A 21,932-nucleotide genomic window follows, 5' to 3' on the forward strand; every position below is an offset into this window, starting at 1 on the left:
CGGGACCCTCCTCCCCCTGACCGGGGACGGTAGCCATGAAGTCTTTCTCGCAGTTGCGGACGAGAACCGCCGGGCCCTCCTGGCAAAGGCCCTTCTTCCTCCCGACAGCGGGGAGACATTCCCCCTGCCGCTGACCCCTTTGCGCCTCGCGAGCCTGGCCGGCAATATGGTGGGACAAGCCTACGGTTGGGGTGAGAGCTTTGCCGACCGGGACTGTTCGGCTACTGTTCGTGACCTCTTTGCCCCCTTCGGGCTTTGGCTGCCGCGCAACTCCTCCAAGCAGGCCATGGAGGGGACGGTGGTTCCCCTGTCCGGCCTGAGCCCCAGTCGGCGCGAGAGGCGCCTGCTCGATGAAGGAGTCCCGTTTCTGACCCTGGTGCGGGTCCCCGGTCACATCATGCTGTACATCGGAGAGCACGAAGACCGGGCCGCCCTGCTGCACACCCTGTGGGGGGTGCGCACACGAAACCTCTGGAACCGTGAAGGTCGCTGGATCGTCGGCAAGACCGCCATTACCACCTTGGAACCCGGCCTGGAGCAGGCCAGCCTCTCCCTCGGGGTGAGCAGCCTGCGCCGCCGCGTCGAAAGCATGAACCTCCTGCTGTCCCCCGGGCGGCCATGACCGCAAAGGCGCTTTTTGAAAAGACCTACCGCATCCGGGCCTATGAAGTCGATTTCCGCGACCAGGCCCAGCCTCTCACCCTGCTCAACTTCCTCCAGGACGCCGCCGGGGAACACTCCCTGAGGCTCGGCGTCTCGGTTGCGGAACTGAGGCCGAGGGGTCTGACCTGGGTCCTCTCCCGCTACCACCTGCAGGTCGATCGGTATCCCGGCCGGGGCGAAGAGGTACTCCTCCGGACCTGGCCCGCCCTGCGCGAGCACAAGGGGACGGTGAGGGATTTCGAAATATTCGACGCAGCAGGGAAGACTCTCCTGAAGGCATCGAGTTCCTGGGTCGTCATCGACCTGGCCACCAAACGACCAGTGCGCCTCGACGACCATCTCCCCCCCTACCCCCTCCTTCCCCGCCGGGCCCTGGCCACCGAGTTCCCCATGCCGAAGGCGCTCGGGGAGGCCGAGCAGGAGTTTCCCTTCAGGGTTCGCATGACCGACCTCGATCTCAACCGCCATGTCAATAATGCGGTCTACGCCGCCTGGGCTTTGGAAGCGGTCCCCGAAACGATACAACGCACCCATGTCCCGTCAGAACTGCGGATCGCCTATCGCGCCGAGGCATTCTACGGCGACCGGGTACTCTCCCGCCTGCGGTCGGTCGAGAAAGGACCTCCGGCGTTCATCCACCAGTTGCTCCGCGAAGCCGACGGCCGCGAACTGACCCGGCTGGAATCTCGATGGACACCATGCCCACCGGGACTTGCCACGACGCACCGCGGGGTTGTATAAAGGAAGCGTCCGGATTATTCCCGCCCGACCCGAAAGACCGGCCAGTGAGCGAGACATTTTTCCATAGAAACGGCATCGAGGAGCTTCGAACCGGCACCCCTGGCCCGAGGCGGCAGACCACCGTTGGAATTGGGCCCTGCCTCGTCGTCGACCAGGTTCCGTCCGCCGGAGAGCGGGTGCAGGCACTGATCGCGGAGTTGAACAGGTCCTTCGGCCTCGATGCCGCCACCTCCCGCCAGCGTCTCCTCGGCCGGGGGCCGGCCCTCCTGGCCCGCGGGGAGCGGGAGAGGCTCGAGGAGATCGCCGAAGCGCTCGATGAAACCGGCTGGCGTCACTGGCTGATCGAGCCGACCCCGCCCTCCTTCGCCCCGGCGCGGGTTCGTGAACTGCGGATCGATGACCAGGAGGTCGTCTTCCGCTGCGACGGGCAGGAGATCCCGCTACAGCGAGGGGACAGGGTGCTGGCGGTCCTCGCCGACCTGTCGGGTCAGATCGTCGGCCGCAGCCGCAAGCGCGCCGTAGCCAGACAGACTTACCGAGGCACCACTGCCCCCCCTCCCGGCGACGATGGAAAGACCTACCGCGAAGTCCTGCTCTACAAACCGATCCTCGACCTCTACCTCCTGTCCGAGAAGGGGAAGGTACGAACCGCGATCCGCTTCTTTCCCGGCCGTTTCAAAACCGAGGGTCTGGGGGAGCGCGCCTCCCTGAGCGGTTCCGGCAACCTCGACCAGCTGGTCCGACTGGCCCGCCAGTACGCCGGATCCTTTTCCCTCAACACCGATTTCGGCCTCGCCAAACTCCCCGGTTGCCGCCCCCGCAAAGACGCCGACGGCCGGCCCGACCTGCAAGCCAACCTGGCAGCCCTGACCCGCTACGGCTGGCTGCTCGCCGACCTGCAGGCCGAAACCCTTCGCAATTCCTCCCCGGAGGACGCCAGCCAGGGGATCGGGCTCGGCCCGGTCCTCCTCGGCGCCGTGGGCCACGGCGAGGCGCTTGGTTCGGGAAGCCTCGATGAACCGGCCGGATCCGCCGGGGAAAGGGATGCGAAGACCGAAGGGATCGAGGCCCGACCGCCCCTGCCACAGCCGCCGGAACGGGGCGACGACAGGGAGTTTCTCTGGAGGAGGCGTACCCTTATGATCGGGGGCGGCGTCCTGGCCTTTATGGCCCTTCAAGGCACGGGAGCGGCCCAGAGCGTGCTGCCCTTCTTCAAACGCTACGGCCTGCAGTCCGGCGCCGTTCCCGCCCTTCTTTCCACCGCCCTTTTCCTGGCCGCTTTCCACTACCTGAGGCTCAAGCGCATGGTGGAGAACACCCCCACAAGCAAGGTTCGCTCCCTGGCAATGGGCATGGTCGAGCTCAAGGGCAAGGCGGTGCGCCAGTACGCCCTCGTCTCCCCCCTCACCCAGATCCCCTGCGTCTTCTACCGCCTTCGCAAATACCGCCGCAATGCAAAGGGACACTGGAACCTGGTGCGCCAGACAGACAGCAGCCACGTCCCCTTCTTCCTGAAAGACGAAACGGGCCGGGTCTCTATCAGTCCCGCCCGGGCCCGCATCACCCCCCGCCACCGCCGCACCGGAAACCACACCGGCGACGCCTTCGTTCTGCTCGACGGTCCCCTGGCCGGCCGAAACAGCGAAAAGTACGAGGAGGAGATCATTTTCGAGAACAACGATCTCTACGTTCTCGGATTTGCAACCGTGCGGCACGGTGAGCGCAAGTCCCTTCGGCAGAGAACGGCCGAGGCCCTGCGCCGAATCAAACAGGACCCTGCGGCCATGCGTGCCTTCGACACCGACGGCGACGGGCGCATCGACGCCGGAGAATGGGATGCCGCCCGCCGCGCCATGGAGGAGAAGTCTCTGCGCCAGAGCCTGACCGAGAGGAACGGGCAAAAAGACCGGGTGGTCATCACCCGGGCCCGGGGGATGGGGCTGCCCTTCATCATCTCCGAAACCGCTTCCGAGACCCGCCTGACACGCAAGTACGGGCTGCTCATCGGATCGCTCCTTTTAACCGCTCTGGCCGCCGCCGTCTGGGCCAGCATCGCAGTGCTGCGCCATCTCGGGACTTGAAGGCAGGGGCGCAATGACACTTTTTTCCAGGAGGTAACATGATCGGTTGGATTGTGCTTGTCGTCTTGCTGCTCCTTTTGGTCGGAACGGTCCTCTACGCCGTGATGATCTACAACGGATTTATCCGCCTCAAGAACAACATCGACCGCGACTGGAGCAACATCGACGTGCTCCTCAAACAGCGCTATGACGAACTGCCCAAGCTCATCAAGGTCTGCGAAGGATACATGCAGCACGAGCGCCAGACTCTCGAGGCGGTCATCCAGGCCCGCTCCCAGATCAAAAGCGCCGGCAACGACGAGCAAAGGATGCAGGCCCAGAACATGCTCACCGACACGTTACGCTCCCTCTTCGCGGTCGTGGAGCGCTACCCGGAACTGAAGGCGGACAAGCTCTTCCGCAGCCTCAGCAACCGCATCTCCGAACTGGAGGACCAGATCGCCGACCGCCGCGAGTTCTACAACGAGTCGGTCAACATCTACAATATCCGCCTCGACCAGTTCCCCGACGTGCTCATCGCCCGCTTCTTCACCTTCGCCAGGCGCCCCCTCTGGAAAATCGATCCGGCCCACCGGACCGATGTCGAAGTAAGCTTTGGACAGGGCTAGGCCCGCCCCCGGGCCAGGCCAAAAGACCTCTCAAGCAGGGGTTCACTGCATTCGCCGGATACCTGTCAAAAGACAAAGGCCTCCCCTCTGGGGACAGCCAGGCTTAATGGTTCCCGGCGTCACCCGATGTCCGATAGCGACGAACATCACTGCATCAATTGGCTATGAAAAAAGGACACTTCGATCGAAGTGTCCTTTAAAAATCGCCATACAACGGTTCGCGCCTTTACGCTGGCGGGTTCCCGTCCTTGAATTCCCTGCGGACATGGTCCCGGAACTCTTCGGTGTTTGCACAACCGTGGACATTGATGGCGTGCCTGACCACTTCCTCGAGGAGTTCCTCTTCGCTATCGGCGGTGAGGGTCGTGGAATGTTTGCACTTGTCACCACCCGGAAAATCATGGCATTCGATATATTTGCTTCCCATGACCATTCTCCTTTCCTGAAGAATTGACCCCGCTGCCGCGAGGTTCGAACCAAGCCTTGCAGCCCTTTTCGTCCCCCGACACCGCCGAAGGAACATCAATTCGAAAAACACCGGACTTCAAGGCTTTCCTGCAACAATTATAGCCCCTTCAACGGTTGTCTGTATAGCGTAGCTAATTATTTTCCTGAAGGGGGAAAATCGAACTTTAGGTTCTGTTCCCGCCCCGAAGACGTTAAAACACAAAGGTTTTCTGAATCGACACCGAGGGCGTGAAGTCGCCCCCACTGCAGACGATCGCCAGGCAGGCCCGGGAAAAACCCCGGGGATTCATGGGCGTAAAAAGATTCTTTGACCCGCAGGGTTTCATCAACAAACACGGGATGAAAAAAAGCCTCCAGGTCATGATGGCCTGGAGGCTTTTAGGGTTCAGGATGGGGATGTCCGGCAAATCAGGACCCCCTTTTTGGGAAAGAGGGCTTCTTTCTCGGCTCTATGATCGATTCAGGAACCGGCGCGTGTCGAAACGGTGAGCACATCCCCGGAATCCGCCTCGTTTTTGACGAGGAAGATCTCTTCTTCGATGCGCTGGCCAAGCAGGCTGGCCCGCTCGATCATCTCCTCCCGGCCGAGTCCGGTGGTCACACCCAACAGGGCCACCAGATCGTTGCCGCAGAACGACCTGGAATCCCGCTCCAGGCGGTCGAGCAGGGTGACCAATTCCACCTTCTCGGTCCAGGCCATCATCACGAGAAGAGCCGCTCCGTAGAGATCCGACTCGAGAACCATCTGGTTGCCGTTGTGCTGAGCCCAGGAGAAGAGCTGGTCGCGGACCGAAAGATCATCCAGCACCGTCCCGACCTTTCGCAGGGCCATAAAGCGTTTCAGCAAGGTGGGATCCTCCTGGCCGGCAAAGCCCTTGGCGAGCACTTCGCAGATCCCCTCGATGAACCAGCGGGTATGGACGGAGGCCTCACCGTCGAGATCGTGAAGCATACAAGGCATGCCGGAGAGAACGTCGTGACCGAGTTCGTGAGGGATGGTGTCGTAGATCAGTTCGGTGAGCCCTTCGGCCGCGTTGGGGCCGAAAAGGTCTTGGCCCGGCTCCACCAGGGCGAGGCGTACCTCGCCCCACTGGGCTTCCTGGTAACTGGCCTGGAACCTGTAAGAGACGGGAATCCGCTCCATCTCGATGATATAAAGGAGAACCCCCCGTTCCAGGGTGCGGCCGGAGGCGGCCTCGATATATCGATAGCTGCGCTGTACAACCCCGGCCGTTTCGTTCAGGCCCCGGGATTCGGGATCGGCCAGGTTGGAGCAGATCTGAAGCGCCCTGCCCCCTCCAAGGTCGAAATCATAGGTGCGCATGCCGGGAATGGCTGCGGGGTCGATGGTCTGCGCGGGATAAGGGGTTCCGTCCGGAGCGATGGCGATAACCTCCTGGGAAAAAAGAATGGAGGGCGACATCGCGGAAAGAGCCAGAACGGGCGAGGCCAGGGTCAGCAGGATCAACAGGGGCAACAGGGGCAACAGCGACTTCATGGACAGGGTGTACTCCTTTTTTGAATTCATCCGCCTAGCGGGACCGATGCATTCAGCCGGAGGTTTGACCCTGGGCCGAATAACACTGCTCCTTTCATATTCAATATACATGCCACCTTTGCCACAGAACCCCCCTCCCCCCCATTCAAAAGGCCTACCAAAGACCGATCCCCTGCTACTTAAGACGCTGAAATCACCACTCCTTACCCTTTGGGCCGACCGGCCTAAAACTACGCTAAATTAACCACTTAAAATGTTTCCGGGAGCTTTTCCATAGACGTCTCTCACCCAACCCCCTGTTCACAGGAGAAAAAACCGGCGCCCCCATATTTTTTTCCGCCATATAGCTTGACAAGGACCTTTTCGGGTATTTAATGGAGACAAGGGGTGAGACCCGATTTGCCGGCCCGACCTAGCCCGCTGGGCCGGCAGCGCCCGGCAGTGGCCCTCTCACCCATGACCAATTAACCGCAAGAAGGAGGAAACTATGAAGACCAAGGTGTTCCTCAGCACAATCGCTACCGTAGCGGTTGCCTTGATGCTGAGTGCCTGCGCCTCGACCGAGCCTCAGATGGCCGGGACCACGACCGGAGCGATGATGGAATCCGGCGCGAGCATGGCTGAAATCCAGGCGCGTGAGGCAGGGCTTGCCCAACAGCAGGCACTTCTGGCTGCAAAAGAGTCCCAATTGGCGCAGCAGAACATGCAGCTTGAACGCCAGATGGCGGCCCTCTCGGCTGAGCAGAAAGCCCTGGAAGCCCAGCAGATGTCCTCCATGATGCAGACTCCGGCGGCACCCGCTCTCCAGTTCGCCGGGGGTGAAGCTCTCTTCCCGCCCAACGCCGAACTTGGCCATTGTTATGCCCGGCTGTTCATTCCGGCCGAGTACCAGACCGTGACCGAGAAGGTCCTCAAGCACGAGGCGGGAGAGCGGATCGAGATCATCCCCGCCCGCTACGAGACGGTCACCGAGAAAGTGCTGGCCCAAGAGGCCTCTCAGAGGCTCGAGGTGATCCCTGCCCAGCATGACTGGGTGGAAGAGCAGATTCTCGTGCAGCCGGCAAAGACGAAACTGGTGGAAGTTCCCGCCCGCTACGAGACGGTCACAGAGCAGATCATGGTCAAGCCTGCCCAGACTGTTTGGAAAAAGGGGACCGGCCCCATCCAGCGGATCGACGAGTCGACAGGTGAGATCCTTTGCCTGGTGGAAGAACCTCCTCAGTACCGGACCGTTTCCAAGCAGGTCCTCAAGTCTCCGGCCACCACCAAGGCGATTGAGACTCCGGCCGTTTACAAGACCGTGAAGAAGCAGATACTGGTCAAGGAACCCACCACCCGGGTGATCGATATCCCGGCCACGTACAATACCGTCCAGGTGACGAAACTGGTCGAACCGGCCCGCGAAGTGCGGATTCCGGTGGCAGCCCAGTATCAGACGGTGACAAAGAAGACGAAGGTGTCCGAAGACCACATGGAGTGGAGAGAGATTCTCTGTGACACCAATACAACCCGCAGCAAGGTCATGGAAATCCAGCGGGCGCTGCAAAAAGCGGGCTACAACCCTGGTCCTATCGACGGCAACGTCGGTTCCCAGACAATGGCGGCTGTCAATGCCTTCCAGAAGGACAAAAACCTGGCGGTTGGCAAGTACTTGACCGTGAGTACGGTTAAGGCCCTGGGCGTCTCGCCCTAAGGGCGGCAGCAGCGATTAGTTGTCACATGAGTTATGAGGAATCAGCTCCGGCTATTGCCGGGGCTATTCTTTTGCAGGCCCCCCCGGGGGGGCCTTTTCCACTCTCCCCCCGCACCCGGGCGAGTTCATTGAACGGGGAAAAGGCTCTCGAGGGTGTGACGCCTGAAAGAAAAGATCTCTTCCAACTGGCGGCCAACCGCAACTCGCTGAAGAAAATTACCCAGAAGACCTAGGGGCAGGGCGTAGTGAACCAGGTCCTCCATCTCCACGCCGCCGGGAATGGCTCGAAAATGGTGCTGATGCTGCCAGAAACGATAAGGACCAGCGCGCTGTTCGTCGACGAAATAGGTGGGTTGTCGAACGTGGGTGATCTCGGTCACCCAGGCAAGGGGGATGTTGACGAGGGGACGGATGCGGTAGGAAATAATCATACCGGGGTACATGGCGGACTGTGGGGGCGAGGTCACAACGAAACCGAGCCCCGGTGGAGTGATGGAGGCCAGGTTGGCCGGGTCGGAAAAAAACCGCCACGCCTCCTCGAGAGAGACAGGCAGTTTTTGCCGGTAATGGAGGCGATAAAGTTTCATCGATCTCCTCGAAGGATGGGGCGCCAAAGTGCGCCCTCACTTCATTCTACCCCTCCAGCAGTCCGAAGGCAAAACCCGCCCAGCAACAAAGGGAATGGAACAAAAAAGGCCGCCCATGTTTTGCAGGACGGCCTTGTCTCTCTAGATGCGCCACTTGCGATGGCGCCTTCGGGCGTAATCCCGGTTCACCGCGCCGGTGAGCATGGTCGGCAGCAGGGGCCAGTTGGCCCTCAGGGCAAAGGCCCCCACGTGGGCGATGATCAGCAGCATGAAAACCATTGTCCCAACGGTGTGAAGGACGGTCACCACCTGCAGGATGGAAGGATCGATGACGATGGCCCCCAGGTTCTTGTAGCTCTTGAGCAAACCGGTGAGCAGAAGCAGCAGGGACACGGCTCCGGTCGCGGCGTACGCCAGGCGCTGCTCGGCGAGGAATTTGCCGTGGGGCGGCTCCTCTCCGCCCGACAAGAGTGCCTTGATAATGGAAAGGCTCTCCCTGAAGTCGCCTTTCTGCGGCCAGGCTGCCAGCTCCCTTCTCCGCAGGTGGTATACCAGGTGAAAGCAGACCGCCGCACCGAACACGACGGCCGTCCCGTAGTGAAGAATCAGGTTCAGTTCGAAATCTCCGGCCCAGCCCAGCCCCGGCAACTTGACCAGGTTGTAGCGCTTGTACATGGGCAACTCGCCCATCCCGGTAAAAATCAGCAACAGGCCACTGATGGCGACCAACCAGTGGACAAGCCGCACAGCGAGAGAGTGACGGACTACCTTTTCGCTATTTTTCATCATCTCTGTTCTTTATCACGGTGGCGGCGAAAGCCCCCACCGCTCCGGCCACCGGGGCGACGAGGGCCGCCTTGGCCAGGACGGTGTGCCGCTCCAGAAGGTTCTCGGGTTGGTGCAGGCGCATTACCTTTTTGGGGTCCTCGGCCTGCTCAAGCAGGGCACGATCGAGTTCCTCGAAGGGGACAGGGGAAACGTAGAATGTCGAGGTCCCTCCGTTCTCGGTACGACCATAAAGGTGTCCCTGACAACGGGCCACCAAGTCGTCGGCGAGCGCTTCGATCTCGCGCCGGGTCCCCAGGTGCATGGCCTGCCGGGGACAGGCGGCCAGGCAGGCGGGCTGCTCACCCAGAGCGAGGCGATCCCGGCAAAGATCGCACTTGTACATAACTCCCCCCCCCACCGGCAGGGGGTCGAGATGGGTGTAGATTCCAACACCCGCCTGCCGCTGCGGCACATGCCAGGGGCAGACCGTGCGGCATTTTGCACCACCGAAGCAGAGGTCTGGGTCGATGTGAACCGGACCTTCCGGGGTCTTTTTGTTGGTTCCAAAGGGGCAGAGCTTGACGCAGGGGGGGTTGTCGCAGTGCATGCAGCGACGGGGGATGGCCACTTCCTTCCGCCGGCCGTCCACATCGACGGACACCCTCTGGACATAGCTCCAGTTGTAGGGTGTGAGCCGATCGGTGATGTCGCGCCGACCGCTCCAGTCCTCGTGGAAGGGTTGGGGCCAATAGTCCTTGAGTTTTGCCGGGTCCGGCTCGGGGAATTTGGGCGTACAAGCCGTGCGGCAGGCCCCCACGCAAAGCGGGACCTCCTCTCCGGAGCAACCGTCGCACCGGGTCAGGTCAATGAGCGTGGCGTAGGAGTCCTTGCTCGCGGCCGCCCGGGCTCTCGAACATGGCACCATCATCGCGCCGGTGGCCGCAGCCATCCCAGCAAGGAAGGTTCTTCTATTCAACTTCACAAGCCTGGCCTCCTCAAGCCGATCTGTCCCGGCCCCAAAACCGAACCGAAAACATCTGCCGTATCTTCCTATATATGGATAAAAAAGACAAGGGCAAACTCAAGGGTTCCACTTTACCTTTTCTTAATCCTTCCCGAGTAACAGAGTGAACAATCAGGCCCCGAAGACCAGCGATGGGCACCTCTTTGGGGGTGGGGGATCTGGCAGAGCAAGGCAAGCGGGGGAGTCGGGCGGCAGGGTCGGTTCTGGCTGACAGGCCTGATGCGGCGAATCAGGCCTGTCCTTCAGGGAAGTTTCTGGAGATACTCGAGGGCGCAGCGTAGGGCCTGCCCCCGATGGCTGATGCGATTTTTCACCTCCAGGGGGAGTTCCGCAAGAGTCTTGCCATACTCCCGCACCAGGAAGAGGGGGTCGTAACCGAAGCCTCCCTCGCCGCGCGGCTCGTCCAGGAGCAGGCCTTCGAGACGCCCCTCGAAAACGAGACACTTCCCCTCTGGCCAACACAGGGCCATGGCGCAGTGGAAAGCTCCCTGGCGCCGTTCAGGGGAAACTACCGCCAGAGCTTCAACAAGCTTCCGGTTATTGTCGGCGTCGCTGGCCCCCTCACCCGCATAGCGGGCGGAACGCACTCCGGGCTGCCCGGCGAGAGCCTCAACACTCAGCCCCGAATCGTCAGCCAGCGTCAGGAGACCCGTATGACGGGCCACGGTCAGGGCCTTTTTGCGGGCATTGGCCTCGAAGGTATCGCCGTCCTCCTCAATCTCCGCCAATTCGGGAAAGGCGTCAAGCCCCCGGGCCTCCAACCTGGTCCCCTCGAGCAGTCGCCGAATCTCCCGGAGTTTACCCTCGTTGCGGGTCGCGACCACCAGTTCCATGATCATCCCTCCTTGGCCTGTTTCTGCAGCAGGGCGAGGTCCCGGCATCCGCCAAGGGCCAGGTCGCGCAGGGCATCCAATTGTTGCGAGGTAAATGGCTCCTCTTCGGCGGTCCCCTGGACCTCCACGAAGCGTCCGGATTCGGTGATGACGAAGTTCATGTCCACCGAGGCGCCGAAATCCTCCTCGTAATTAAGGTCGAGTAGAGGCCGGCCATCGACAATCCCGACGCTTATCGCTGCGACGGTCTCCAGCAGGGGCGAACGGGTCAGGAGGCCCTGCTCGACCAGCCCATCCAGGGCATCGCCCAAGGCCACGCAGGATCCTGTAATGGCTGCTGTCCGGGTACCGCCGTCGGCCTGAAGCACATCGCAATCGATCTGGATGGTTCGCTCGCCGAGGGCCTCCAAGTCGATCACGGCCCTCAAGGAACGGCCGATGAGACGCTGGATCTCGTGAGTTCGTCCACCGACCTTGCCGCGGGTCGACTCCCGGGGCGAGCGGGTGTGCGTGGCCCTGGGAAGCATGGAGTATTCGGCCGTCACCCAGCCGCGCCCCTCTCCGCGCATAAAGGGGGGAACTTTCTCTTCGACCGATGCGTTGCACAGCACGACGGTCTCCCCGAAGCGAACCAGGACCGAGCCTTCGGCGTAGCGGGTGAAACCCTTCTGAAATGTGACTTACCTCAGCTGGGCCGGAACGCGCCCGTCCGGGCGCCGGTCATCGCTTCCGTTCAATGTGAGACCTCCTTGAGTTCATCTGCAAAAGCCTTCAGCCCTGCAAACAGAGCGCCGGCCAGTTTTTGTTGCCCATCCGCATCCTGCAGCAGAACCCGATCCCCGGGGTGGGACAGATAACCCAGCTCCACCAAGACCGTGGGCAGGTCGCCCCGGCCGAGAGGCAGCAAAGGCGCCTCGCGAATCCCGGCGACCTCCATGCCGGAATCGCGCAGGGCCTCGGTGAGGTGGCGAGCCAGGCGCATGCTTTCCCCATCGCCAACCTCGGGACCGCCACCGGGAAGCCCCTCGCGAGGCCGCACAAAAAGACTGAGTCCCCGCGGGTCATGACCGAGGGAGGCCTGTGCGTGGAGCAGGAGAAGCACGTCGACCTCAGGGCGTGCCGCAGGCTCCAGGCGCTTTTCCCAGGTCAGGGAATAATCGCCGTCGCGGCTCAGAAAGGTCGGGATGCCGAGCCGCATCTTGACAAGCTTCTCCAACTGCCGGGCGACCTCAAGGGTCACCTCCTTTTCCTTGCCTCCGAGAGGGCCGAGAACCCCCGGGTCCTGGCCGCCGTGGCCGGGGTCAATGGCCACCCCGTGCAATCCGCCTCCGGAGACCGGCTGCTTCTTGCGCAGCAGGAAGGCGAATAAGCGATCGAGGGGGTTTTGCTTCTCCTGCTGTGTCGGGGCGGTCGGATGGAGATTGCGGAAGTAGATCGGCCTCTCGACCATCTGGGCGAGATGCTCGGTAATGAAATCCGAGGAAACCCGCAGTCGGCCGTCGATGAATCGGGGGGGGCGTTGCAGGGGAACGAACCGCTCCCCCTGGCGCAAAAACTGGCTGCCCGGGGAGATGACCGCGGTGCCCCATGAACTCTTGATGAGGTAGACGTGCTCCACAGAATCCCACCGGCCGCGCAGGCCCAGGGTAGGAAGCAGGTCGTCGAGCGCCAGGTAGGCGACCCCGTCGCGCAGGTAGACTTCGTGAATAGTGGTCGGCTTCTGGCGCCCGAGGGACAGTTCCACAGAGGCCGCGGCCGGCACGGAGAGGGTCAGAGCTAGGCAGAGCAGGATTAAAGTTCGGACCATGGTCACCTCGGGGCGGAGTCGGGCGCCCACCTTATACCCCGATTTATCGCGCCCTGTCAATGCGAACGCCCCCAGGCCGGGCTCCCTCCCCGCATCAGGAGGGAATCAGCTTTGCGCCATACACCAAGGGCATGCCCAGGGTCTTCAGGAGCCTGCGGGTCAAGGTCTCCTCCAGTTCCCGCTGGGCGGCCTTGCTGCCTTGCATGGACCGGATCTGTCCGCCCGCGGTCATGCCGTGTCCCCCGGCGCTGCCGAGACCGTCGACGACCCGGTGCAGGGCCTCCCCCGCTTTCAGGGAGAGATCGGAGGTGCGAAGAGAAAGAATTTCCTTCTCCCCGTACCGCCCCATGCCCAGGACGACCTCGATCCCCTCCATGCGAAGCAGGAAATCAGCCATTTCGGCCACCATGTCAGGAATCTCGATGTCGTAAAGGTTGAAGACCAGAACCCGATCGAAAATGCGGGCGTTCTTAAGCGCCCGGTAGAAGGAGAAAAAGTAGGCGCGGGGGGACTTGGGGTGAGTGATGTTGAAAAGGATCCGGTTATTGGCCAATGGAAGGAGAGAGAGGTAAGCCTCCCGGTCGGCCCGACACCACTCTCGACCCAAATCCTGGGTCTCTGACTTGATGGCGTAGAACAGGATCGTGGCCAGCTTGGTGCTCAGGTAGACATCCTGAGCGACGAGGTACTCGAAGAGGATGGTCGCCGAGGCCCCGTAGTTCTCCCGCACGTCGACCCAGGGGCCGGGTGCCTCGATACGCAGGGGATGGTGGTCGATGACGACGTGCACCCGGCGGCCGGCGGGAAAGGAATTGTTCCCCGTGCCCGGCTGGGTGTCCACCATGCACACCACTCCATACTGGTCCAGATCAAGGCCGTCGATGGGGACAGCGCCGATTTCAAGTTCATGAACCATGGCCCGGTTCTCGCCCCGCCCGATCACTCCGCCGAAGGCGATGGTCGCCTCCTGCCCGGCCTTGACCAGAAACAGGTGCTGGAGGGCGAAAGCGGAAGCCAGAGAATCGGGGTCCGGATTGTCATGGGCCACGATCAGGATGCGCCCCTTGCCCCGCACCCACTCGATCAACTGGTCGGAAAAGGTCCTGGAACGGCTCCCCTCCGCGGTCATGATAGGCCCCCTTCGCCGCCGAGGCTCTCCAGGGCCAGCCGTACCGCCTCCTCGGCGGTAGCGGCATGGGCCAGGCCTTCGAGACGATATCCGGCGTCGAGGGCGATGACCGGGCGCCCCAGCTTGAGGGCGATGGCCATCTCGGAGAGGGTTCCGTATTCTCCTTCCACGGCGATCAGTGCCTGAGCCGTATGGGCGATGATAACGTTGCGGGCGTGCCCCATGTTGGTGGGAATGGCCAGGGACACGTAGGCATTGGCCTGTCCCGCCTCGCCGCCGGGCAAAAGGCCGACCGCCAACCCCCCGGCCTCGCTGCACCCACGGCAGGCCGCCTCCATGACCCCACCCAGGCCACCGCAGACCAGGGTCGCCCCCCGCTCCGCCAGAAGCCGGCCGACCTGCCGCGCCTTGTCGTATCCGCCGGCGCTGACGCTGGAGGCCCCGACAACCCCGATGACCGTTCTGCCCATGACGCTCTCCTTCCCTGTTTTCCCCAAACCTGTCAGAGCCGGCGCCGGTAGCGGCGAAGCAACAGGCTGTTGGTGACCACCGAAACGCTCGAGAAGGCCATGGCGAGGCCGGCGAACTCGGGCTTGAGAACCACCCCGAAGGCCGGGTAAAGGGCACCGGCGGCAATGGGGATGCCGACCACGTTGTAAAAGAAGGCCCAGAACAGGTTCTGTTTGACCTTGGCCAGGGTCCTGCGGCCGAGGCGGATACCCCGTTCCACGTCCAGAATGTCCCCCCGGACCAGGACCATGTCGCCGGTCTCCTTGGCCACGTCCGTACCGCTACCGATAGCGATGCCGATATCCGCCTGGGCCAGGGCCGGTGCGTCGTTGATGCCGTCACCGACCATCCCCACGAAGTGCCCCTGCCCCTGGTACCTGCGGACAACTTCCAGTTTGTCGCTCGGAAGGACCTCGGCCTCCACCGCGTCCACGCCGATCTCGGCAGCCGCCGCCCGGGCCGCCGCGGCCCGGTCGCCGGTGATCATCACCGTCTTCAGCCCCAGGTCCCTGAGCCGGGCAATGGTCTTGCCAGCGTTCTCATGAAGGGTGTCGGCAAGGCCCACCACCCCCAGCAAGGCGCCCGATCTGGCGAGATAGACCACCGACTTGCCGGCGGCGGTCAGTTCATCCACCGTCTCCATCAGGGGGGTCACGTCCACCCCCTCGCGCTCCATGAGACGATGGCTTCCGGCGAGAACTCTTGCGCCCTCCACCTCTGCGATCAGACCGTGGCCGCCAACCTCCGTCACCTCCCCGACGGCGGGGATGTCGATGCCCTCCTGACGCGCACGGCGAACCACTGCCCGGGCCAGGGGGTGCAGGCTGCCCGCCTCGGCCCCGGCTGCGACCCGCAGCAGTTCCGCCTCGCTTTCGCCCCCGGCGGGAATCAGGTCGGTGACGGAGAACTCCCCCTTGGTGAGGGTGCCGGTCTTGTCGAGCAGCAGCACGTCAAGCCTGGACATGTTCTCCAGGACCGACGCGCGCTTGAAGAGGATTCCGGCCGAGAGACCGACAGCACTGCCGACCATGATGGCGGTCGGGGTGGCCAAACCGAGCGCGCAGGGGCAGGCGATGACCAGAACCGCGATCGCCATCTTGAAAGCGAAAAGGAACTCGGCCCCCGCGGCAAACCGCCAGAGGAGAAAGGTCGCCAGGGCGACGGCCACCACGGCGGGGACGAAAACATTGGATACGGCATCGGCCAGGCGCTGGATGGGGGCCTTGTCCGCCTGGGCCTCCTCCACCATGCGCACGATCTGAGCGAGCACCGTCTCCTCGCCGACCCGAGTGGCCCTGACCACCAGCCTGCCGGTCCGGTTGATGGTGGCCCCGGTGACGCTGTCGCCCGCCTCCTTGTCCACCGGCACCGACTCGCCGGTGACCATCGATTCGTCCACCGCCGAACTGCCCTCTTCCACCTCCCCGTCCACGGGGATCTTCTCTCCGGGGCGGACCACGACCCGGTCGCCGATGCCGACACGGTCCGCCGGCACATCCTCCTCGCGGCCGTCCACCAGCAGGGACGCCCTGTCGGCCTGGAGCTGGAGCAATGCCTTCAGGGCCTGGCTCGCCTTCCCCTTGGCCCGGGCCTCCAGCCACTTACCAAAGCGGATGAAGGTGACCAGCATGGCACTCGTCTCGAAAAAGACATGACCCGAAACCCCGAACAGGTTCAGCAGGGCGAACATCGAATAGCCGTAGGCAGCGGTGATTCCCATGGCCACCAGCACGTCCATATTGGCCGAACGGTTTCGAAGCGACGTCCAGGCGCCACGGTAAAACGTGAGGCCAGCGCTGAACTGGATGACCGTGGCGAGCAGGGCGTTGAGGTAGACGGTGGACCCGCCGAAAGGCTCGGTCCACATCAAAGGAAGGATGGGAAGGGTGAGTATAGCGGAGAAGAGCAGCCAGCGAAGCTGGGCGCGGGCCTCGTCCTGCTCGCCTGCGCCCCCCCGGGACTCCAGGGGAGTGAAGCCGGCGTCCTGCACGGCCCGAAAGATCTCGACCCGGCCGAGTTCGGCGGGATCGAACTCCACGGCGGCGCTGTCACCGGCAAGGTTGACCTGAACGGAGCGCACACCTCCCAGGGACTGAAGCTTCTTCTCGATCGTCCGGGCGCAGGAGGCGCAGTGCATGCCCTGGATCGCGAAGATCAGCCGCCCTGGGATCTCGGGGGCAGTCCCCGGCAACAGGGCCCGATAGCCGAGATCCTGCACCTTGCCCACGATGTCGCCGGTATTCAGGCGATCGGCGTCGAAGACCACGGTCAGCTTTTCCACCGCGAAGTTGACCGAGGCCTCCTGCACCCCTTCCAGGCCGAAAACCCCCTTTTCGACCGTTCGGGCGCAATTGGCGCAGGTCATTCCCCCAAGCTGCAGGGTGAAAGTTTCGGTCCGCTTCGGCTCCCCGGCTTCCTCCTGGGTCTCCGATGGTGCCCGGTGTGCCGCCCCAAGGACCCCGCCAGCCTGAAAACCGGCAGCGGTGATGGCCGCCAAGATCTCCCGTCGGCCCGCCCGGAGCTCATCATAAACGACCGACGCCTCCTCTTTCTCCAAGGAGACCCGCACCGCCTTCACCCCGTCCAGGGACTCCAACGCCGAAGTGACCTTAGACGCGCACCTCTGGCAGCTCATTCCGTGGACGGACACCGTGGTCTGCTTCACGGGATGCCTCCTTCACACCGCCTTATTGCTCCCGAACAGGCGCCGGAAAGAAGGCCGGTTGCGAATCGGGTCAAAATCCGGATCACGATCGGCGTCCTCCAAAAATTGCGGATCGAGAGTTGCTGCCTCTTCGAGAGACCGTACGGCCTCGCGCACCTGGCCCTTGAGGGCCATAGCACATGCCCGGTTGTAATGAGCCAGGGAATAGCGGCTGTCCTTTTCGAGGACCGCATCGAAGCAGACAAGGGCCTCGTCCACCCGGCCCATGTCCATGAGCACGTTCCCCTTGTTGTTGAGGGCATGAACCGCATCGGGGTCGCGGCCAAGGCTCTCGTCCAAGGCGGCCAGTGCCCCCGCTGCATCCCCCTGCTTCTCCAGGATCACCCCCCGGTAGAAAGGCGGTTCGGGGCTGCCCGGCTCCAGCCGTTCGGCTTCTTCTAGCACCACCAAAGCTTCGCCGAAATGCCCCAGGTCGGTGAGCAGGCTGGCCGTCTCGACCCAGGCCTCGAAAAATCCGGGATCGAGCTTCCGAACGACCTTTAGGTCGTCCAGGGCTGCCTGATGGCGGCCCAGCCGATAGTAGGAAAGACCGCGATTGTAGCGATAGATGGCGGTGTCGGGTTCGCGCGCGATGGCCCGATCGTAATCCTTCAGGGCCTCCTCGTCGCGCCCCAAGCCGGAAAGAGCGTAGCCCTTGCCGTTCAAACAGGAAGCGTCGTTGGAGCGAATACCCAGAGCCCGGGTGAAGACGTCCAGGGCTTCTTCGAAGCGACCCAAGTGGTTGAGGGCGTACCCCTTGTTGTAGAGGGGGTCGATGGCCTCCGGCATCCGCTTGAGGGCCTTATCGTACCACTCCAGTGACTCCTCGGTCCGTCCCAATCCGTCCAGAACGTTGCCGAGGTTGAGGTAGGCCTCTGGAAAGTCAGGCTGCAGATCAAGGCAACGCCGGAAGTGACTCAGGGCCTCCTGGTATTCGCCGATGCGTTCCAGAAGCACGCCGTAATTGTGATGGATCGATCCGTTGCGGGGTTCCAGGCGCAAGGCCTTCTGGAACAACCCCAGAGCCTTGACCTCATCCCCCAGGTTAAAGGCCGCCACCGCGCAGAGGTTCAGGGCATCAACCCGCAGCGGATGGTTCTCCAGGCAGTTTTCCGCCATCTCCAGAGCGCCGCTGTCATCCCCCCGGTCCAAAGACATCTGGGCCAGTTCCAGGGTGTCGTCGTTCTCTTCCAGGTATTCGTCGAATTCCTCGTTCATGCCAGCTCCCGGCGGTAGGGAAAAACGTCCGGTCATGCCTGAGGCGGTCCGGGGGAGCCAATATAACAGAAAAGACCTGACGAAGCACCTTGTTCCGCAGGTCTTTTCCCGAGGCATCAACCACCTCTCTGCGGAGCCAGTCGGACCTCGATCAATTCACTTCGGGGAAATGCCGGGAACCCCCTTGGCACGGAGGCTCTCCACCGTCTCCCCCCGCACTCCCCAGTTGCCCGGGGGCACCTCCTCGACGACCACATGGGTCGATGCCGGGTTCTTGCTCAAAACCCTGGCAAGCAGGTCGGTGATTCCCTCGACAAGCTGTTCCTTTTGCTCTTTCGTCGCCCCGGTAGTGATGCGCACGTTCACGAAGGGCATGGCTCCTCCTGGATTGTAGGTTGGAGACAGACCTGAGCCGACCCTCCCGGACCGGACAAACGGCTGCCTGAATCATAGCATCTCCGTGGATCCCCCCACGGTCCCGCCCGAAAGATTCGAACCAGGGCTTCTGCGATGCCGGCCCCCATTCGGACACGCCCATGGCGGCGCTTCGGTCACTTGACTTTGCACATCGCTGTCACTATAGTTGGCTCCCATGAAAGAGAAAGACCTCTTCATCGCCGATGCCCATCTGCTCGACCCCGGCGACGCCAACTACCGGCGCCTGCTGACATTCCTTGACGAACAGAGGGGACGCATCCGCACACTTTACCTGCTCGGCGACATCTTCGACTTCTGGTTCGGCTACCGGCACACCGTCTTTGCCCCGTACGTTCCCATCCTGGAAGCCCTTCGCCGGATACGCGAGGAGGGGACGGAAATCGTCTACGTCGAAGGCAACCACGACTTTCACATGGGCCCCTTCTTCGAGCAGACCCTCGGCTGCCGGATCCTGCCCGACGGGGGCGAGGTGCGAATCGACGACGAGCGGATTTTTATCGCCCACGGCGACCTGGTCCGCCCCGACGACCCCGGCTACCGCCTGCTGCGCCGCTGCCTGCGCAGCAGACCCCTGAACTGGCTCATGCGCCTTATCCCCCCCGACTGGGCCTGGTCCGTGGCCCGCTGGGCCAGCCGCCAGAGCCAGAAAACCCCCCACGTCGACAGGAACAAAGGACAATCCGAGGCGACCCTGGCCTCCTTCGCCCGGCAACGCTTCGCCGAAGGGTATCGGGCCGTGGTCACCGGGCATTTCCACTCCCCCATGATCCGTACCATCGAGGAGGGTACTCTGGTCGCCCTCGGAGACTGGATCGACCAGTTTTCCTACGCCGTCTACGAGGACGGCGCCTTTTCTCTTCGCAGTTTCAAAGGGGCCGGTTCCAAGACCGACTGAGTCTGGGCTCTACCCTTCCCCCTCCTCGCCTTCCTCCCCCCTTCTTTCCCTCATCCGGGTCACCAGATCCTGCAGGGTCGCCCCTTGCAGGGCGGAACGGCCCGCTTCCGCGATGCGCGCCTCGATCTCCGTCACCACATCCCGTTCCGGGGTTCGACGCAGACGAGCGAAGGTGACGCCGTCCCCCTTCAACCCCTCCAGCAGATCATGCACCGTTAGAACTTCGGGAGCCAAACCGGGCTGATAGTGGCAGCCTTCGTCGCCATTATCATGCACCTCCGATAGGAACCCGAGACTAACCAACTGGGCGAGGATGTTTTTGGCCAGCCGCGGAGGCAGGTCGAGATCGACGCAGAGGCGCTCCGGGGTCCAGCGCTTCTCGCCGCGATAGAAGGCCTCGCCAACCACCAGCATCACGGTCAGGGCCACCATCTCGCGACTGGAGAAGTTGACCTGCTCGCCGCGCACATCGCTCGGGACGAGGCGCAGGTTCTGCCAGGCATAGGTCACCTCCAGCCCAAGGAGGACGATGAGCCAGCTGAGATAGATCCAGACCATGAAAATGGGAAGGGCGGCCATGGTGCCGTAGATGGCGTTGTACTTGGCCACACCGACCTGGAAGTGGACATAACCCAACTGTGCCAACTGCCACAAGGTACCGCCAAAGATGCCGCCGACCACGGCGGCACGGTAGTTCACCTTGGTGTTGGGCATGAAGATGTACAGGGCTGTGAAGGCAATCCACATCCCCAGATAGGGGATGGTGCTGAAGAGGAAAAGAATAATCGGTCCGATGAAGGCGGTGGCCTGGAAGCGGGCGACGAAGGCGTGGCTTTGCAGAGTGGAGGTCATGGAGATGGCCGCGATCACCAGCAAAGGCCCTACCGTGACAACCGAGAAATAGTCGGCGAAGCGTCGCAGCAGGCCGCGGGTTTCGTCCACCCCCCAGATGGCGTTGAAACTTTTCTCGATGTTGGAGAGAAGGGTCAGTACCGTGAAGATCAACATGGCGAGGCCAAGCATCCCGAGGCGACCCACGTTGGTGTTGTCGATATAGTTGACGATCTCGCCGATCACCTCCCCGGAACCGGCGGCGAACTTCTCCAGCAGAAGCGGTTGCAGGGAGTTCTGAACACCGAAGCCCTTGAGTACCGCGAACATGAGGGCCAGCAGAGGAACGATCGACAGGAGGGTCGCGTAGGTCAGAGCCGAGGCCCGCAGCAGGCAACGATCGGCAATGAAATCGCGTACGACGAGGTTCGCGACCTGCACCTGCCGAACCAGCAAGGCTTTCGCCCGCGGCAGATCCGAGATGTCAACCTCCCACAGGTCGCGAAACAGAAACCTCTTCACCCTTCTGAGCTGATCCAGCAGACCCACGGCAACCCTCCGGTAAGGACTCAACCTGCGCGCCGCAGAGGCGCTTTATTAAATTACACCACATCTATGCAATTTGACAATGATAATGGGGTGTTACCAGGAAGACAAGAGAGCGTCGGCGAGACTCAGCCGCGGGGCCTCGGGAGGCGTCCCCTGGTATTTTTCGGCCACTAACAATCCGTTGACCGTGGCCAGGGTGGCGTTGAGCAGGTCAAGATTAATAACCGCCTCGGCGGGAAGAGAGGCGGCCCCGGTGAAGTTCTGAGGACAGAAATCGATGCGACGCTCCCCTCCTTCGCCGGTGAGCAGAGGCAATCCATGGGTACGGCAGATAATCGGGCGTGCCGAATACAGCAGGCACTCCCCACCCTTCAACAGGGGGCAGGGGGCGTCGGGGGCGACCTTACGGGCCAGTCCACGAAGTCGGTTCGCGGCCTTCTCGGGCATTTCCTCCAGGGCGCGGGCCAAGGCATACCCTTCCACGGGAAAGACGCTCAGGTGGCGACAGCAGCTGTCGCAACCCCTATGGCAGGCGATCTCATCGGAGAAGGCCTCCTCGATCCGGCCGGCCAAAGCATCGACCCGTTCCACCAGGGTACGATAGTTTTCGAGCAGGTCCATTGGTACATCCTTCCTTGGTTGTCTCCCCCTCCGACGTTCAGGGGCACAGGAACTCCGGCACCCCGTTCACCACAAAGGGGATGCGGGAAAACAAGCATCAAGTCCAAGATGCGGCAAATAAACGGTGCTGCCGATGAAACCGACCCAACACTGCAAATCGTCGGCCCGATTCAGAAAAACAGATCTCTGCCGATGGCACCGATGCCGGCGCCCTTCCCGAGAGACGCTGCAGAGGCAAGAGACGCAGACACCTCGAGTTTCGCCGC

Annotated in this window: 20 protein-coding genes and 1 pseudogene; 6 read left to right on the forward strand and 15 right to left on the reverse strand. The window is 62.5% G+C overall.

Annotated elements, in window-relative coordinates:
* From C0617_RS13345 to C0617_RS13360, 4 genes are all read left to right on the forward strand, one after another.
* A partial coding sequence (locus C0617_RS13345) for an NlpC/P60 family protein (protein ID WP_291317532.1) occupies positions 1-622 on the forward strand: 622 nt, incomplete at its 5' end.
* Entirely contained in the window at positions 619-1,404 is a 786-nt protein-coding gene (locus C0617_RS13350) for an acyl-ACP thioesterase domain-containing protein (protein ID WP_291317533.1), read from the forward strand. The genes C0617_RS13345 and C0617_RS13350, both read left to right, overlap by 4 nt.
* A 44-nt stretch (positions 1,405-1,448) precedes the next feature.
* Positions 1,449-3,485 carry a GIDE domain-containing protein gene (locus C0617_RS13355; RefSeq protein WP_291317534.1) on the forward strand — a complete coding sequence of 679 codons (2,037 nt, stop codon included), beginning with the start codon at positions 1,449-1,451 and terminating at the stop codon, positions 3,483-3,485.
* 38 nt (positions 3,486-3,523) lie between these two features.
* The gene (locus tag C0617_RS13360) at positions 3,524-4,093 is read left to right on the forward strand and encodes a LemA family protein (protein WP_291317535.1); all 570 of its coding nucleotides are present in this window, start codon (positions 3,524-3,526) and stop codon (positions 4,091-4,093) included.
* A gap of 226 nt (positions 4,094-4,319) precedes the next feature.
* On the opposite strand, the gene C0617_RS13365 is transcribed toward C0617_RS13360, so the two are convergent.
* Positions 4,320-4,520: a DUF1059 domain-containing protein gene (locus tag C0617_RS13365; protein WP_291317536.1), complete on the reverse strand. Its 201-nt coding sequence runs from the start codon at positions 4,518-4,520 to the stop codon at positions 4,320-4,322.
* 501 nt (positions 4,521-5,021) lie between these two features.
* A complete protein-coding gene (locus tag C0617_RS13370; RefSeq protein ID WP_291317537.1) occupies positions 5,022-6,089 on the reverse strand; it encodes a hypothetical protein in 1,068 nt (355 codons plus the stop codon).
* 457 nt (positions 6,090-6,546) lie between these two features.
* Here C0617_RS13370 and C0617_RS13375 point away from each other — a divergent pair, with 457 nt between their 5' ends.
* Positions 6,547-7,752, forward strand: a complete 1,206-nt coding sequence (locus C0617_RS13375) for a peptidoglycan-binding domain-containing protein (protein WP_291317538.1) — start codon at positions 6,547-6,549, stop codon at positions 7,750-7,752.
* 125 nt (positions 7,753-7,877) lie between these two features.
* Here C0617_RS13375 and C0617_RS13380 read toward each other — a convergent pair whose 3' ends face one another.
* The 11 genes and pseudogenes from C0617_RS13380 to C0617_RS13430 form a co-directional block, all read right to left on the reverse strand.
* Positions 7,878-8,339: an SRPBCC family protein gene (locus C0617_RS13380; RefSeq protein WP_291317539.1), complete on the reverse strand. Its 462-nt coding sequence runs from the start codon at positions 8,337-8,339 to the stop codon at positions 7,878-7,880.
* A 141-nt stretch (positions 8,340-8,480) separates the two neighbouring features.
* Entirely contained in the window at positions 8,481-9,128 is a 648-nt protein-coding gene (locus C0617_RS13385) for a cytochrome b/b6 domain-containing protein (protein WP_291317540.1), read from the reverse strand.
* Positions 9,115-10,089: a 4Fe-4S dicluster domain-containing protein gene (locus C0617_RS13390; RefSeq protein ID WP_291317541.1), complete on the reverse strand. Its 975-nt coding sequence runs from the start codon at positions 10,087-10,089 to the stop codon at positions 9,115-9,117. The genes C0617_RS13385 and C0617_RS13390 overlap by 14 nt, the downstream gene beginning before the upstream one ends.
* Before the next feature lie 284 nt (positions 10,090-10,373).
* The gene (locus tag C0617_RS13395; RefSeq protein ID WP_363324388.1) at positions 10,374-10,967 is read right to left on the reverse strand and encodes an XTP/dITP diphosphatase; all 594 of its coding nucleotides are present in this window, start codon (positions 10,965-10,967) and stop codon (positions 10,374-10,376) included.
* A pseudogene (gene rph, locus C0617_RS13400) lies at positions 10,967-11,653 on the reverse strand (ribonuclease PH). The gene C0617_RS13395 and the pseudogene rph overlap by 1 nt, the downstream one beginning before the upstream one ends.
* Before the next feature lie 44 nt (positions 11,654-11,697).
* The gene (locus C0617_RS13405; protein ID WP_291317543.1) at positions 11,698-12,771 is read right to left on the reverse strand and encodes an N-acetylmuramoyl-L-alanine amidase; all 1,074 of its coding nucleotides are present in this window, start codon (positions 12,769-12,771) and stop codon (positions 11,698-11,700) included.
* A gap of 94 nt (positions 12,772-12,865) precedes the next feature.
* Positions 12,866-13,900, reverse strand: coding sequence for a bifunctional oligoribonuclease/PAP phosphatase NrnA (locus C0617_RS13410; RefSeq protein WP_291317544.1), 1,035 nt, complete (start codon positions 13,898-13,900; stop codon positions 12,866-12,868).
* The gene (locus tag C0617_RS13415) at positions 13,897-14,370 is read right to left on the reverse strand and encodes a TIGR00725 family protein (RefSeq protein ID WP_291317545.1); all 474 of its coding nucleotides are present in this window, start codon (positions 14,368-14,370) and stop codon (positions 13,897-13,899) included. Before C0617_RS13415 ends, C0617_RS13410 begins: the two co-directional genes overlap by 4 nt.
* A 32-nt stretch (positions 14,371-14,402) precedes the next feature.
* Positions 14,403-17,075, reverse strand: coding sequence for a heavy metal translocating P-type ATPase (locus C0617_RS13420; protein WP_291317546.1), 2,673 nt, complete (start codon positions 17,073-17,075; stop codon positions 14,403-14,405).
* A gap of 12 nt (positions 17,076-17,087) precedes the next feature.
* Positions 17,088-18,332: a tetratricopeptide repeat protein gene (locus C0617_RS13425; protein WP_291317547.1), complete on the reverse strand. Its 1,245-nt coding sequence runs from the start codon at positions 18,330-18,332 to the stop codon at positions 17,088-17,090.
* Positions 18,333-18,488: 156 nt separating this feature from the next.
* Positions 18,489-18,707, reverse strand: a complete 219-nt coding sequence (locus C0617_RS13430; RefSeq protein ID WP_291317548.1) for a 4-oxalocrotonate tautomerase family protein — start codon at positions 18,705-18,707, stop codon at positions 18,489-18,491.
* A gap of 217 nt (positions 18,708-18,924) precedes the next feature.
* Here C0617_RS13430 and C0617_RS13435 point away from each other — a divergent pair, with 217 nt between their 5' ends.
* A complete protein-coding gene (locus tag C0617_RS13435) occupies positions 18,925-19,665 on the forward strand; it encodes a UDP-2,3-diacylglucosamine diphosphatase (protein WP_291317549.1) in 741 nt (246 codons plus the stop codon).
* A 9-nt stretch (positions 19,666-19,674) separates the two neighbouring features.
* Here the strand turns inward: C0617_RS13435 and C0617_RS13440 are convergent, their stop codons facing one another.
* The gene (locus C0617_RS13440) at positions 19,675-21,045 is read right to left on the reverse strand and encodes a YihY/virulence factor BrkB family protein (RefSeq protein WP_291317550.1); all 1,371 of its coding nucleotides are present in this window, start codon (positions 21,043-21,045) and stop codon (positions 19,675-19,677) included.
* Between the two features lie 93 nt (positions 21,046-21,138).
* Positions 21,139-21,666, reverse strand: coding sequence for a YkgJ family cysteine cluster protein (locus C0617_RS13445; RefSeq protein WP_291317551.1), 528 nt, complete (start codon positions 21,664-21,666; stop codon positions 21,139-21,141).
* Positions 21,667-21,932 lie beyond the last annotated feature (266 nt).

Origin of the sequence: Desulfuromonas sp., assembly GCF_002868845.1 — a bacterium.
Taxonomy (GTDB): domain Bacteria; phylum Desulfobacterota; class Desulfuromonadia; order Desulfuromonadales; family BM501; genus BM501.

Bases quoted from the DNA above. Each gene is read 5' to 3' on its own strand.
- C0617_RS13350 (WP_291317533.1), top strand. From the start codon at position 619: ATGACCGCAAAGGCGCTTTTTGAAAAGACCTACCGCATCCGGGCCTAT.
- C0617_RS13360 (WP_291317535.1), top strand. From the start codon at position 3,524: ATGATCGGTTGGATTGTGCTTGTCGTCTTGCTGCTCCTTTTGGTCGGA.
- C0617_RS13365 (WP_291317536.1), bottom strand. From the start codon at position 4,520: ATGGGAAGCAAATATATCGAATGCCATGATTTTCCGGGTGGTGACAAG.
- C0617_RS13370 (WP_291317537.1), bottom strand. From the start codon at position 6,089: ATGAATTCAAAAAAGGAGTACACCCTGTCCATGAAGTCGCTGTTGCCC.
- C0617_RS13375 (WP_291317538.1), top strand. From the start codon at position 6,547: ATGAAGACCAAGGTGTTCCTCAGCACAATCGCTACCGTAGCGGTTGCC.
- C0617_RS13380 (WP_291317539.1), bottom strand. From the start codon at position 8,339: ATGAAACTTTATCGCCTCCATTACCGGCAAAAACTGCCTGTCTCTCTC.
- C0617_RS13385 (WP_291317540.1), bottom strand. From the start codon at position 9,128: ATGATGAAAAATAGCGAAAAGGTAGTCCGTCACTCTCTCGCTGTGCGG.
- C0617_RS13405 (WP_291317543.1), bottom strand. From the start codon at position 12,771: ATGGTCCGAACTTTAATCCTGCTCTGCCTAGCTCTGACCCTCTCCGTG.
- C0617_RS13410 (WP_291317544.1), bottom strand. From the start codon at position 13,900: ATGACCGCGGAGGGGAGCCGTTCCAGGACCTTTTCCGACCAGTTGATC.
- C0617_RS13415 (WP_291317545.1), bottom strand. From the start codon at position 14,370: ATGGGCAGAACGGTCATCGGGGTTGTCGGGGCCTCCAGCGTCAGCGCC.
- C0617_RS13425 (WP_291317547.1), bottom strand. From the start codon at position 18,332: ATGAACGAGGAATTCGACGAATACCTGGAAGAGAACGACGACACCCTG.
- C0617_RS13430 (WP_291317548.1), bottom strand. From the start codon at position 18,707: ATGCCCTTCGTGAACGTGCGCATCACTACCGGGGCGACGAAAGAGCAA.
- C0617_RS13435 (WP_291317549.1), top strand. From the start codon at position 18,925: ATGAAAGAGAAAGACCTCTTCATCGCCGATGCCCATCTGCTCGACCCC.
- C0617_RS13445 (WP_291317551.1), bottom strand. From the start codon at position 21,666: ATGGACCTGCTCGAAAACTATCGTACCCTGGTGGAACGGGTCGATGCT.